Annotated in this window: 10 protein-coding genes; all 10 read left to right on the top strand. The window is 70.1% G+C overall.

Annotated features, from left to right (window positions below; translation table 11 throughout):
- Positions 1 to 254 precede the first annotated feature (254 nt).
- A complete protein-coding gene (locus ABZ656_RS51305; RefSeq protein ID WP_101405130.1) occupies positions 255 to 1466 on the top strand; it encodes an ROK family transcriptional regulator in 1212 nt (403 codons plus the stop codon).
- Between the two features lie 96 nt (positions 1467 to 1562).
- Positions 1563 to 2900 carry an ABC transporter substrate-binding protein gene (locus ABZ656_RS51300; protein ID WP_101405129.1) on the top strand — a complete coding sequence of 446 codons (1338 nt, stop codon included), beginning with the start codon at positions 1563 to 1565 and terminating at the stop codon, positions 2898 to 2900.
- 15 nt (positions 2901 to 2915) lie between these two features.
- A complete protein-coding gene (locus tag ABZ656_RS51295; protein WP_101405128.1) occupies positions 2916 to 3857 on the top strand; it encodes a sugar ABC transporter permease in 942 nt (313 codons plus the stop codon).
- A gap of 5 nt (positions 3858 to 3862) precedes the next feature.
- Entirely contained in the window at positions 3863 to 4756 is an 894-nt protein-coding gene (locus ABZ656_RS51290; protein WP_101405127.1) for a carbohydrate ABC transporter permease, read from the top strand.
- A 7-nt stretch (positions 4757 to 4763) separates the two neighbouring features.
- Positions 4764 to 6029 (top strand): 6-phospho-beta-glucosidase, encoded by a 1266-nt coding sequence (locus tag ABZ656_RS51285; protein ID WP_360278693.1) that lies wholly within the window; start codon positions 4764 to 4766, stop codon positions 6027 to 6029.
- Positions 6026 to 7039, top strand: a complete 1014-nt coding sequence (locus ABZ656_RS51280; protein WP_360278690.1) for a BadF/BadG/BcrA/BcrD ATPase family protein — start codon at positions 6026 to 6028, stop codon at positions 7037 to 7039. The genes ABZ656_RS51285 and ABZ656_RS51280 overlap by 4 nt, the downstream gene beginning before the upstream one ends.
- Positions 7040 to 7404: 365 nt before the next feature.
- Complete coding sequence (locus ABZ656_RS51275) at positions 7405 to 8910, top strand: hypothetical protein (RefSeq protein ID WP_360278687.1); 1506 nt, start codon at positions 7405 to 7407, stop codon at positions 8908 to 8910.
- Positions 8911 to 8939: 29 nt separating this feature from the next.
- A complete protein-coding gene (locus ABZ656_RS51270) occupies positions 8940 to 9959 on the top strand; it encodes a glutamate ABC transporter substrate-binding protein (protein WP_101408122.1) in 1020 nt (339 codons plus the stop codon).
- Between the two features lie 83 nt (positions 9960 to 10042).
- Positions 10043 to 11368 carry a hypothetical protein gene (locus ABZ656_RS51265; protein WP_360278684.1) on the top strand — a complete coding sequence of 442 codons (1326 nt, stop codon included), beginning with the start codon at positions 10043 to 10045 and terminating at the stop codon, positions 11366 to 11368.
- 19 nt (positions 11369 to 11387) lie between these two features.
- Positions 11388 to 12926 (top strand): serine/threonine protein kinase (locus ABZ656_RS51260; protein WP_360278681.1); only part of this gene is annotated, 1539 nt, incomplete at its 3' end.

Genomic DNA, 12926 nt, shown 5'->3' with positions numbered 1-12926 from the left:
TCACCGGGAGCGGCGGCAAGACCGGACTGGGACGGGCGCCGTTGATCTTCCCCTACGCGCAGTTCGGGGGAAACGGCGTCAGCCTCTTCTTCGTTTTGCCTCGGGGGCGGTTTCTCTTGACGCCTCCGCGACCCGCGGCCTACCGTCCTCCCACCAATAGGAAACTTTCCTAACAATGATCTTGCAGTGGACTTCCCCGCGGCCACCCTGGGAAGCTGAGCGACTGGGCAGTTGAAAGGCAGGTGTCGACAAACATGGCAGGATCCGCCGGTACGCCGGGCACCCCGCGCGTCCTGCGCGCCATGAACGACCGCGCCGCCCTCGATCTGCTGCTCGCGCACGGACCGCTCTCGCGGACCAGGATCGGGAAGCTGACCGGGCTGTCCAAGCCCACCGCCTCCCAGCTCCTCGCCCGGCTGGAGGCCGCCGGACTCGTGCTGGCCACCGGCACGAGCGAGGGGCGGCCGGGCCCCAACGCCCAGTTGTACGCCGTCAATCCGCGGGCCGCCCACGCGGCGGGCCTGGACGTCACGCCCGAGCGCATCCTCGCCGCCGTCGCCGATGTCACCGGCCGCACCGTGGGCGAGTACGAGCTGCTCACCCCGGGCCGGCGCCCCGCGCAGCCCGTCGTACGCCAGGTCACCGACGCTCTCGACGGCGCGGTGAAGGCGGCCGGGCTCGCCAGGGGCGACGTCCATCGGCTCGTCATCGGTACGCCCGGCGCCTTCGACCCCAACACCGGGCGGCTGCGGTACGCCTCCCACCTGCCCGGCTGGCACTCCCCCAGCCTCCTCGACGAGCTCGCGGCCGTGCTGCCGATGCCCGTCGAGTACGAGAACGACGTCAACCTGGTCGCCATCGCCGAGCAGCGGCTCGGGGCGGCGCGCGGACACGAGGACTTCGTGCTGCTGTGGAACGAGGGCGGCCTCGGCGCCGCCCTCGTCCTCGGCGGGCGACTGCACCGCGGCTGGACCGGCGGCGCGGGCGAGGTCGGCTTCCTGCCCGTGCCCGGCGCACCCCTCGTACGCCAGGTGACCAAGGCCAACAGCGGTGGCTACCAGGAGCTGGCCGGCTCACAGGCCATTCCCAAGCTCGCCCGCGAGCTGGGCATCCAGCCGGTGCCGACCGGGCCCTACGCCGAGGTCGCCGCCGCCCTCGTCGAACAGGCCGCCCGCATCAACGAGGGGCCGCACCTGCGGCTCCTGGAGACGTACGCGACCGGTCTCGCCACCGGTCTCGCCTCACTCGTCTCCGTGCTCGACCCCGAACTCGTCGTGCTCAGCGGCGCCTCGCTCACCGCCGGCGGCGAACCGCTGCGCGTCCTGGTGCAGGCCGAGCTGGAGGAGCTGGCCGCCTCCCGACCGCGCCTCGTGGTCGGCGACGTACACGAACACCCCGTGCTGCGCGGCGCGTTGGAGAGCGCGCTGGCGGCCACCCGCGACGAGGTCTTCGACACCTCCCGCTGAGTCCCACCCCTCGACCGACTCCCCCGTCCCACGAACCGTCCCGCGAATCGTTCCGCGAACACCACCACCACCGCCCTGCCCTAGGGAGACCCCGCCATGCCCGGAATATCCAGGAAAGTCGCCACTGCTCTCGCCGCTTCCGCCTCGCTCGCCCTCCTCACCACCGCCTGTACCGGCCAGTCCTCCTCGGGCGCGAGCGACGACGCCTCCAAGGACACGACCATCAACTTCTGGCACGCCTGGAGCGCGCCCGGCGAGATCGCTGGCGTGAAGGCCCTGGTCGCGGGCTTCGAGAAGACGCACCCCAACATCCACGTCAACATCGTCGCCAACATGACCGACGACAAGATCAACCAGGCCCTGCGCTCCGGCGGCGACAAGGCTCCCGACGTGATCTCCTCGTTCACCACCAACAACGTGGGCAAGTTCTGCTCCTCCGGCGCGCTGGTCGATCTCAACCCCTTCTTCAAGAAGGCGGGAATCGACCCGGCGACGACCTTCCCGAAGGCGATGAACGAGTACACCCAGTTCGACGGCAACCGCTGCACGGTTCCGCTGCTCGGTGACGCGTACGGCCTCTACTACAACAAGAACGCATTCAAGAAGGCCGGGATCTCCAGCCCCCCGAAGACCTGGTCCGAATTCGAGGCGGACGCGAAGCAGCTCACCGTCTCCAAGGGCGACTCCTACACCCAGCTGGGCTTCATGCCGAACTACCACGGCTGGGAGTCCACCACCGAGCACTACTTCGGCCAGTTCTCCCCGACGTACTTCGACAGCAGCGGCAAGTCGAACCTCGCCAAGGACCCCGCTTTCACCGCCGGATTCACCCTCCAGAAGAAGCTCGTCGACGAACTCGGCGGCTACCAGAAGCTGGAGAAGTACCGCTCCGAGCTCGGTGACGAGTGGGGCCCCAAGCACCCCTTCCACACCGGCCAGGTCGCCATGCAGCTGGACGGCGAATGGCGGCTCGGCATGGCCGAGGACGCCAAGCCGAACTTCGAGATCGGCGTCGCCCCGCTGCCCGTTCCCGACGACCAGGCCGACCAGTACGGCAAGGGCTACATCACCGGCACCATCGCGGGCATCGCGGCCACCAGCAAGAAGCAGAACGCGGCCTGGGAACTGGTCAAATACATGACCACGGACACGGACGCGGTGGTCGGCTTCGCCAACGCCATTCACAATGTGCCCTCGACGCTGGCCGCGCTCAAGTCGCCGAAACTGAAGTACGACCCGCGCTTCAAGACGTTCCTGGACATCGCCTCGAACCCGAACTCGACGACGACTCCCGCGTCCATCAACGGCGGCACCTACCTCGTGACGATCCAGCAGTTCGGATACGACTACGAGAGCGGCAAGGCGAAGGATCTGAAGGCGGGTCTGCAGAAGGCCGCCGCACAGATCGACACGGACATCGCGCAGGCGAAGTAGCAGACGGGCACGGACATGAGCACCGTCACACTCGCTTCGAAGCGGCGCCGATCGGCGCTGCGCACCCTCGCCTTCATGTCGCCGTGGCTGATCGGCTTCGCGGTCTTCTTCGCCTATCCGCTGATCTCGACCGTCTATTTCTCGTTCATGCACTACGACGGCTTCAAACCGCCGACGTGGAGCGGGACGAAGAACTGGACCTACGTCTTCGAGCACTACCCGCTGTTCTGGCCCGCGCTGCGCAACACCCTGTGGCTGGTCCTGGTCATGGTCAGCCTGCGGGTCGTCTTCGGACTCGGCGTGGGCCTGCTGATCACGAAGATCAAGACGGGCACGGGCGTCTTCCGCACCCTCTTCTACCTCCCCTACCTCGCCCCGCCCGTCGCCGCGACGATGGCCTTCGCCTTCCTCCTCAACCCCGGCACGGGACCGGTCAACTCGATCCTGGAGAAGGCCGGCATCCCGGCCCCCGGCTGGTTCAACGACCCCAGCTGGTCCAAGCCGGCCCTCACCCTGCTGGCCCTGTGGGGCATCGGCGACCTGATGGTCATCTTCATGGCCGCGCTGCTCGACGTACCGACGGAGCAGTACGAGGCGGCGGAGCTGGACGGCGCCTCGGCCTGGCAGCGGTTCCGGTACGTCACACTGCCGAACATCTCGCCGATCGTGATGTTCGCCGTGGTCACCGGCGTGATCCAGACCATGCAGTACTACACCCAGCCACTGATCGCCGGGAAGGTCGCCTCGGGCGTCATCCAGGGCGCCGGTACGCAGTTCGAGCCCGGCTACCCCGACAAGTCGACGCTCACCCTGCCGCAGCTCGTCTACAACCTCGGCTTCCAGCGCTTCGACTACGGCTCCGCCTGTGTGGTCGCGCTCGTGCTCTTCGCCCTGTCCATGGTGTTCACCGCGTTCCTGATGCGGCGCCGGGGCGGTCTCATCCAGGCAGGTGACTGACACCCATGACACAAGTACTCGACAAGCCCGTGGAGTTGCGGGCCCCGGTCTCGCCCGCCGAGCGCACCGCCCGCCGCAAGGCCCTCATGGAGTGGGTCGCGATCCACGCCCTCGGCGTCGCCGCGGCCCTCTTCTTCGTCCTCCCCTTCGTCTTCGTCTTCCTGACCTCCCTGATGAGCGACTCACAGGCGCTCAGCCGCGATCTGATCCCGCACACCTGGGAGTGGGGCAACTACAAGAAGGTCTTCGACACCCCCGGCTTCCTCACCTGGTGGAAGAACACCCTGCTGTACGCCGGTGCCGGCACCGCCTTGACGGTCGTGTCGTCGATCCCCGTCGCGTACGCCCTCGCCAAGTTCCGTTTCCGGGGCCGGAACCTGTCGCTGATGCTGGTCATCTCGATGATGATGCTGCCGCCGCAGGTCGTCATCATCCCGATGTACCTCTTTTGGGCGAAACAACTGGACCTGTCCGGCACACTGTGGCCGCTGATCATCCCGATGGCCTTCGGCGACGCGTTCTCCATCTTCCTGCTCCGCCAGTTCCTGATGACCATCCCGAACGAGTACCTCGACGCGGCGAAGGTCGACGGCTGCGGGGACCTGAAGACCCTGCTGAAGGTCGTCCTGCCGATGGCGAAGCCGGGAATCGCCGCCGTGGCCCTGTTCCAGTTCTTCTATGCCTGGAACGACTACTTCGGACCGCAGATCTACGCCTCCGAGAACCCCGGCGCCTGGACCCTCTCCTACGGCCTGGAGTCGTTCAAGGGCGCGCACCACACCGACTGGAACCTCACCATGGCCGCGACCGTACTGGTCATGGCCCCCGTGATCCTCGTGTTCTTCTTCGCACAGAAGGCGTTCGTCGAGGGCGTCACGCTCACCGGAGTGAAGGGTTGACACACACATGAAACTCACCGTGGTCGGCGGAGGGTCGACCTACACACCCGAACTCATCGACGGCTTCGCCCGGTTGCGGGACACCCTGCCCGTCGAGGAACTGGTCCTCGTCGACCCGGCCGCCGACCGCCTCGAACTGGTGGGCGGCCTGGCGCGGCGCATCTTCGCCAAGCAGGAGCACCCCGGCCGGATCGTCACGACCTCCGACCTGGACGCGGGCGTCGAAGGCGCGGACGCGGTCCTGCTCCAACTGCGCGTCGGCGGCCAGGCGGCCCGCCAGCAGGACGAGACCTGGCCGCTGGAGTGCGGGTGCATCGGCCAGGAGACGACGGGCGCGGGCGGTCTGGCGAAGGCGCTGCGCACGGTCCCGGTCGTCCTGGACATCGCAGAGCGCGTCCGCCGTACCAACCCCGACGCCTGGATCATCGACTTCACCAACCCGGTCGGGATCGTGACGCGGGCGCTGCTCCAGGCGGGCCACAGGACGGTCGGGCTGTGCAACGTGGCGATCGGCTTCCAGCGGAAGTTCGCCGGAATGCTCGGGATCGCCCCCGTGGACGTCCATCTGGACCACGTGGGTCTCAACCACCTCAGCTGGGAGACCGGGGTGCGCCTCGGCGGCCCCGAGGGCGAGAACGTCCTGCCGAAGCTGCTGGCCGAACACGGTGACACGATCGCCGACGACCTGCGCCTGCCCCGCACCCTCGTGGACCGCCTGGGCGTGGTCCCCTCCTACTACCTGCGCTACTTCTACGCGCACGACGAGGTCGTACGAGAGCTGCGGACGAAACCGTCACGGGCGGCGGAGGTCGTCGCGATGGAGCGGGAGTTGCTGAAGATGTACGGCGATCCGGCGCTCGACGAGAAGCCGGAGCTGCTCGCCGAGCGGGGCGGCGCGTACTACTCCGAGGCGGCCGTCGACCTCGCCGCCGCGCTGCTCGGCGGGGGCGGCAGCCCGTATCAGGTGGTCAACACCTACAACAAGGGCACCTTGCCCTTCCTCCCCGACGACGCGGTGATCGAGGTGCAGGCGGCCGTCGGTCCGCACGGCCCGACACCACTGCCGGTCCTGCCGGTCGACCCCCTGTACGCGGGGCTGATGGCGGCCGTGACGTCCTACGAGGACCTGGCCCTGGAAGCCGCCCTGCGCGGCGGCCGCGACCGGGTCTTCCGGACCCTTCTCGCCCACCCCCTCATCGGCCAGTACGAGTACGCCGACGCCCTCACCGACCAACTGATCGCGCACAACCGGGAGCACCTCGCGTGGGCATGACGTCATCCGGACCCGGCGCCGGGACGGCCGCCGGATCCGACCCCGCGGGCATGGTCCTGGCCATCGACGCGGGGAACAGCAAGACCGACGTCGCGGTCGTGTCCGTGGACGGGCGGGTGGTCGGGGCCGCGCGCGGCGGGGGATTCCGGCCGCCGGTGGTCGGGGTCGCCACGGCCGTGGACGCCGTGGGCGAGGCCGTCGCCCGCGCCTTCGCCGAGGCGGGCGTCGACTCCGTGGCCCATGTCTCGGCCTGCCTCGCCAACGCCGATCTTCCCGTGGAGGAGGAGCAGTTGGCGGCCGCGCTGCACGCGCGCGGATGGGGCACGAGCGTGGAGGTGCGCAACGACACGTTCGCGATCCTGCGCGCCGGGATAGCGGAGCCGCGCGGGGTCGCCGTCGTGTGCGGCGCGGGTATCAACTGCGTCGGCATGCGCCCCGACGGCCGCACCGCCCGCTTCCCGGCGCTCGGCCGGATCTCCGGTGACTGGGGCGGGGGTTGGGGCCTGGCGGAGGAGGCCCTGTGGCACGCGGCCCGTGCGGAGGACGGCCGGGGCGGACCCACGGCCCTGTCCCGCACCCTCCCCGCCCACTTCGGTCTGCCCTCGATGTACGCCCTGATCGAGGCGCTGCACCTAGAACACATCGAGCACGACCGCCGGCATGAACTGGCTCCGGTGCTGTTCGCGACGGCGGCGGAGGGTGACGAGGCCGCTCGCGCTCTGGTGGACCGGCTCGCGGACGAGGTCGTCGCGATGGCCACGGTCGCTCTGAACCGGCTCGACCTCCTCGCCGAGGAGACCCCCGTCCTCCTGGGCGGCGGTGTCCTTGCCGCCCGCCATCCCCAACTCGACGACCGGATCCGCGAACTCCTGTCGGCCCAGGCCCCCAAGGCGGTCCCCCAGGTGATCTCGTCCCGCCCCGTGCTGGGCGCCGCCCTCCTGGGCCTGGACCACGTCCACGCCCCCACCGAGGTCCACACCCGCGTACGGGCCTTCTACGAGGGGGGTTGAGGGACTTCGCCCCCAGACCCCGGTCGGGTCTTTCAGGGGCGCGGGGAACTGCGCGACCGGCCCCCACCCACCCGCACCCGAAAAGAGCACCCCTCACACACACCCCAATACCGGCACATTCGAAAGGGAACCGAACACACACCGGCCGCGTATTCATGGTCAGGGGGGGTGGCGCGGAGCGCCGCGTTCGCGCTGCCGTCCGAACGGGCCACCACTGTACGAAGGGTGGGCTGCAATCCGAACAAGATCGAGTCAAGGCCTGTGCGGATGTCAGTCCCGACGGCGATACTTGCGGCCGTGCACCTCTCTTCGTGCTCCCGCGCACGCGGGGGAGGTGACCGACGGATGACCATGGGGGAGGTCAAGTGACACAGCCGCCGAAGGGCACGGCGCCACCGGGGCAGCCCGCCACGCCCACGATGCCGGCCGTCCCGCCGCAGTCCGGCGCGACAGCGGCCCGGTACGGCCCGACGGCGACAGCGACGGCGCCGCGGTCCGGGCCCCCCTCGCCACCGGGCAGACCCGTCACGCCCGACACCGCTCCCGCACGCCGCACCGCCTGGGCGGAGGGCGTGGAGCGCCTGCGCGCCGCGGCGACGACGGAGCCGGGCCGGCTGCGCCTCATCGGCGCCGTCCTCGCCCTCCTGGTCGTCGCGTTCGGCGCGGTCACCGCCTGGCAGATGACGGAGCGTTCGAGCGCGGCGGACGACGTGCTGCACAGCAGCCAGCCGCTCAGCGCCGGCGCCGCCGACATCTACCGTTCGCTCGCGGACGCCAACACCGCGGCCTCCAGCGGCTTCCTCGCGGGCGGCCAGGAGAGCGCGGACACCCGCGACCGGTACGAGAAGGACATCCGGACGGCCGCGCAGGGGCTCATCACCGCCGCCGCCAACTCCGACCCGGGGTCCCCGTCCACGGACACGATCGCCAAGCTCAACAAGCTGCTGCCGGAGTACAAGGGCCTGATCGAGCGGGCCCGCGCCAACAACCGGCAGGGCTATCCGCTCGGCGGCGCGTACCTGAGGTACGCGAACGAGAAGATGCAGCAGCAGATGCTCCCCGCGGCCGAGGAGCTCTACAAGCGGGAGAACGCCCGGCTGAGCGCCGACTACGCCGACGCGAAGCCCTACCCGTGGGCCGCGATCGGTCTCGGCGTCCTCGCGCTCGGCGGGCTCTTCTGGGCCCAGCGGCGCCATTACCACCGCACGAACAGGGTGTTGAACCAGGGACTGGTCGCCGCCACGGCCGCCTCCGCGGTGGTGCTGCTCTGGCTGGTGGTCGGGCACAGCGTGGCCCGGGCCGGGCTGAACTCCTCGTACAACCACGGGGTTCGCTCGCTGAACGTGCTGCACGACGCCCGGATCGCCTCCCTGAAGGCACGGGGCAACGAGAACCTGACGCTGGTCAGCCGGGGCGCGGAGACCAAGCAGGTTTCCGCGACGGAGGTCATGGACCTCTTCGACTACAACTTCCAGCAGGACATGAAGACCCTCACCAAGGGCCTGGCGCTGGCCGAGGGCCTCGCCGACGACACGGCGGGCAAGAAGCCCGTCGAGGCCGCGACGGCCAACATGAAGGTCTGGAAGTCCCGCCACCAGGAGGCCCGCACGGCCGACGACGCGGGCGACTACCAGGGCGCTTTGAACAAGGTGATCGGTTCGGCGGCCGACAAGCCGACCGGCGAGTGCTTCGACGGCGTGGACACCAACCTCGCGGCGGCGCTGACGCACGAGGAGAGTGAGTTCAAGCAGGCGGCAGGCGACGGCCGGGACGCGATGAGCGGGCTCCCGGCGGGCGCGGCCGTCCTCGCGGTGCTGGCCGCGGCGGGCGCGCTGCTCGGCATCGGGCGCAGGCTTTCGGAGTACCGGTGAGAGGGGGAGCGGTGAAAGGGGGCATGGCGATGACTGCACGACGTCTGAGGGCGAGCCTGAAGGGCTGGGGCGGCGTGGGTGCGATGGCGCTCGCCCTGGTCGTCACCGCGGTCTTCGCCCTGTTGCTGCCGCTGAGCAGCGCCCACGGGGACGGCAGCACGGGCACCGGCGGCCAGGGTGTGGGCCAGGGCATCCAGGCGCGGGCCGACACGTGCACCGACCCGCAGGACCAGAGCCCCGCCCCGTCCTCCGACGAGAGCGGCAAGACGATCACGGCCATCAAGCAGCGCGGCTATCTGTCGGTCGGCGTCGACCAGAACAGCTACCGCTGGGGCTACCGCGATCCGAACAACACGGCGAAGAGCAGCGACCTGGAGGGCTTCGACATCGATCTCGCACACGAGATCGCGCAGGAGATCCTCGGCGACCCGAACGCCGTCCGTTTCCACGCCATCCCCACCAACCAGCGCATCCCCGCGATCAAGTCCGGTCAGGTCGACATGGTGGTGCGCACCATGACGATCACCTGCTCCCGCCTCAAGGACGTGGCCTTCTCCGCCCCCTACTTCCTGACCGGACAGCAGGTACTGGCCCCCAAGACCTCCGGCATCAAGGGGTACGACAACACGCTGGCGGGCCGGCGCATCTGCTCGGCGGCGGGCTCGACGGCGCACGACAGGCTGTCGGCCGACAAGAAGGCGGGCACGCTCGCCTCCTCCGCGGACATCACCACCACCGTGCCCAACCAACTCGACTGCCTGGTGCGACTGCAGCTCGGGCAGGTCGACGCCGTGGTGACCGACGGCGCGCTCGCCGCCAGCCAGGCGGCGCAGGACCCGACGGTCGAGCTGAAGGGCAAGACCTTCACCGACGACTACTACGGCGTGGCGATGAAGTTGGGCGCCGACGATCTGGTACGCCGGGTCAACCAGGTGCTCGTGGACTACCGCAAGAGCGGCGGCTGGCAGGCCTCGTACACCAAGTGGCTGTCCGCGACCCTGAAAGCGGACTCCCCGTCGGCGACTCCGCCGACGGCGCACTACAAGTAACGGAAATCCGGGTAACGGCAGCGCGGACGACGCGGCCGGCGGGAACGCAAGCGACGGGCACGACCGAGAGCGAGAGGTGATCGATGGGCGTCACGGGGCCCCCCGGGCCGGTGATGGACCGGGACGAGGTGGACCGTGCGCTGGCGCGGCTCGGCGCGGAGCACGAGGCCATCGAGACCTCACTCCTCGCCCTGCAGGACCACGCGGGCCGCAGACTCCTCGAAGGCGCCGAGCTCACGGGCACGACCGACGAGCGCTGGTCGACCGCGGAGGCGTCGATCACGCTGCTGTGGGCGTACTTCGACGCGTACACGGACGCGCTGCGCTCCGCCCGCGACATCCGTTCCCGGCGGCGCTGGTCGAGCCGTGAGGACCTGGTCGAGCTGACCGAGCTGCTGCGCGGCGCGAGCATCACGGTCGCCGGCTCGACCACCGCCACGGCGAACGCACCGACGCTCTCCGGCACCGGCAAGCTCAGCGAGCAGTTCTCGCTGGTAGCGCTGGTGGAGCGGATGAACGAGCTGTACGCGTCCTCGCTCGACATGGTCGTCGCCGCGGACGCCGTCTGGTCCGCGCTGCCCGCCCGGATCGATTTACTGGCCGCGGAGCTCCAGCGCACCCGCCAGCTCGCGCACTCCGTGGGCGTACGCCCCGGTGAACACCCGGCGGGCGACGACCTGGAGCGGATCACCCGGACGCTGAGCACCCTGCGTCAGCAGGTCGTCTCCGACCCGCTGGCCTTCTGGGTGCCCGCGAAGGGCAGTTCGGCGCCCGGCGGCGGACGTCCCGACACGACGACGTACGACCGCGAGGCGCGCGCCCTGGAGGACGTGCGCCGTGAGATCGACGCGGTGCTCACCGTCCGCCAGGACGCGGAAGCCCGTCTCGTGCGGCTGCGGGACGTGCTCAGCCGCGCCGACCGCACGCTCGCGGAGGCGAGGAGCGCCCGCGGTGAAGTGCTGGCGAAGATCGCCGCGTCCGAGGTGCCGGCCGTCAGCGGGCCGCCGACACTGCTGCAGGAGCAGTTGGCGACGGCCGCGGAGTACCGCAGACACGCCCAGTGGCACCGTCTCTCGCCGCTCCTGGAGGCGCTGGAGGAGAAGGCCGAGGACGAGCTGCTGCGCGCCCGCGAGTCGTTGACCGCGGTCACCGCGCCGCTGGCGGTCCGCGCGGAGCTGCGCGGCCGCCTCGACGCGTACAAGGCGAAGGTGGCCCGGCACGGCCTCGCGGAGGACCCGTTCCTCATCGAGCGCTACGACGCGGCCCGACGCATGCTGTGGAGCGCGCCCTGCGATCTGCGGGTGGCGGAGGAGGCGGTGCTGCGCTATCAGCGGGCCGCCGTCGATCTGCTCAGCCCGCGGGTGCCCGAACAGGGCGGCCCCACCGACCGTAAGGGGCCCCACGCGTGAGCGTTGAAGGTGATGCAGTGTGAGTGAGCAGCAGAAGTGCCAGCGGCCCGGTTGCCCGGGGTCGTACGAGGACGTGGGCGGCGGCGAGCTGTACTGCGACACGTGCGGTCTGGCACCCGTCGTCGCGTCGAACGGCATGGTGGGCTCGCCCCCGACCGGACTCACCGCGGGCGGCAAAGGCTCGCGCGGCTCCGGCAGCAGTTCGCGGGCGAGTTCCCGCAGCTCCAGTTCCCGAACGTCCTCGCGCTCCGCCCAGTCGCGGCGCTCGGTCTCCGGACGCCTGTCGCGCTCGCTCTCCGGCAACGCGACCAGCCGCTCGGTGTCGGTGCGCAGCTCGGGCTCGACCGCCGCCTCCAGTGGCCGCGGCCGGCTCGGCGTCGGGCTGGTGCAGGTGCCGGACGTGCCGCGGCCCGACCCGCGCGCGATGGTGCTGGAGAACCCGGAGGTGCCCGAGCGGAAGCGGTTCTGCTCGCGCTCCGACTGCGGTGCGCCGGTGGGCCGTTCGCGCGGTGAGCGGGTGGGGCGCACCGAGGGGTTCTGCACCAAGTGCGGTCACCCGTACTCGTTCGTGCCGAAGCTGCACACGGGCGACATCGTGCACGGCCAGTACGAGGTGGTGGGCTGTCTCGCGCACGGCGGGCTCGGCTGGGTCTACCTCGCCGTCGACCGCGCGGTCTCCGACCGCTGGGTGGTCCTCAAGGGTCTGCTCGACACCGGCGACCAGGACGCGATGGCGGCGGCGATCTCCGAGCGGCGCTTCCTGGCGGAGATCGAGCACGCCAACATCGTGCGGATCTACAACTTCGTGGAGCACCTGGACCAGCGGACGGGTTCGCTGGACGGGTACATCGTCATGGAGTACGTCGGCGGCAAGTCGCTGAAGGAGATCGCCAACGGGCGCCGGACGGCGGACGGTAAGCGTGATCCCCTGCCGGTGGAGCAGGCCTGCGCGTACGGCATCGAGGCCCTGGAGGCACTCGGCCATCTGCACAGCCGCAATCTGCTCTACTGCGACTTCAAGGTCGACAACGCGATCCAGACCGAGGACCAGCTCAAGCTGATCGACATGGGCGCGGTGCGCAGAATGGACGACGACGAGTCGGCCATCTACGGCACGGTGGGCTACCAGGCGCCGGAGGTGGCCGAGGTCGGTCCGTCGGTGGCGAGCGACCTCTACACGGTCGCCCGCACCCTGGCCGTGCTGACCTTCGACTTCCAGGGCTACACGAACGTCTTCGTGGACTCCCTGCCGGACCCGGACAACATCGAGGTCTTCCGGACGTACGAGTCCTTCTACCGGCTCCTGGTGCGCGCCACCGACCCCGATCCGGCGCGCCGGTTCGCGTCCGCGCAAGAGATGGCGGAGCAGCTGACGGGTGTGCTCAGGGAGGTCGTGTCCCTCCAGACGGGCCGGGCGCGCCCGGCCCTGTCCACCCTGTTCGGGCCGGAACTGAAGGTCACGGCGGCCCCGCAGGGCGGCTACTACTGCGGCGTCGGCGCGGACGAGATCTTCGGCCGTGACGTCGTCGAGGCACACCTCGAGAACTGTCTCAAGGCG

The organism is Streptomyces sp. NPDC007095 (assembly GCF_040634475.1).
Lineage (GTDB): Bacteria > Actinomycetota > Actinomycetes > Streptomycetales > Streptomycetaceae > Streptomyces.
This window is presented reverse-complemented; position numbering and strand designations above follow the sequence as displayed.

What these genes read in the sequence shown, in the direction of transcription:
- ABZ656_RS51305 (WP_101405130.1), top strand. Translation starts at nt 255, where the DNA reads ATGGCAGGATCCGCCGGTACGCCGGGCACCCCGCGCGTCCTGCGCGCC.
- ABZ656_RS51300 (WP_101405129.1), top strand. Translation starts at nt 1,563, where the DNA reads ATGCCCGGAATATCCAGGAAAGTCGCCACTGCTCTCGCCGCTTCCGCC.
- ABZ656_RS51295 (WP_101405128.1), top strand. Translation starts at nt 2,916, where the DNA reads ATGAGCACCGTCACACTCGCTTCGAAGCGGCGCCGATCGGCGCTGCGC.
- ABZ656_RS51290 (WP_101405127.1), top strand. Translation starts at nt 3,863, where the DNA reads ATGACACAAGTACTCGACAAGCCCGTGGAGTTGCGGGCCCCGGTCTCG.
- ABZ656_RS51285 (WP_360278693.1), top strand. Translation starts at nt 4,764, where the DNA reads ATGAAACTCACCGTGGTCGGCGGAGGGTCGACCTACACACCCGAACTC.
- ABZ656_RS51280 (WP_360278690.1), top strand. Translation starts at nt 6,026, where the DNA reads ATGACGTCATCCGGACCCGGCGCCGGGACGGCCGCCGGATCCGACCCC.
- ABZ656_RS51270 (WP_101408122.1), top strand. Translation starts at nt 8,940, where the DNA reads ATGACTGCACGACGTCTGAGGGCGAGCCTGAAGGGCTGGGGCGGCGTG.
- ABZ656_RS51265 (WP_360278684.1), top strand. Translation starts at nt 10,043, where the DNA reads ATGGGCGTCACGGGGCCCCCCGGGCCGGTGATGGACCGGGACGAGGTG.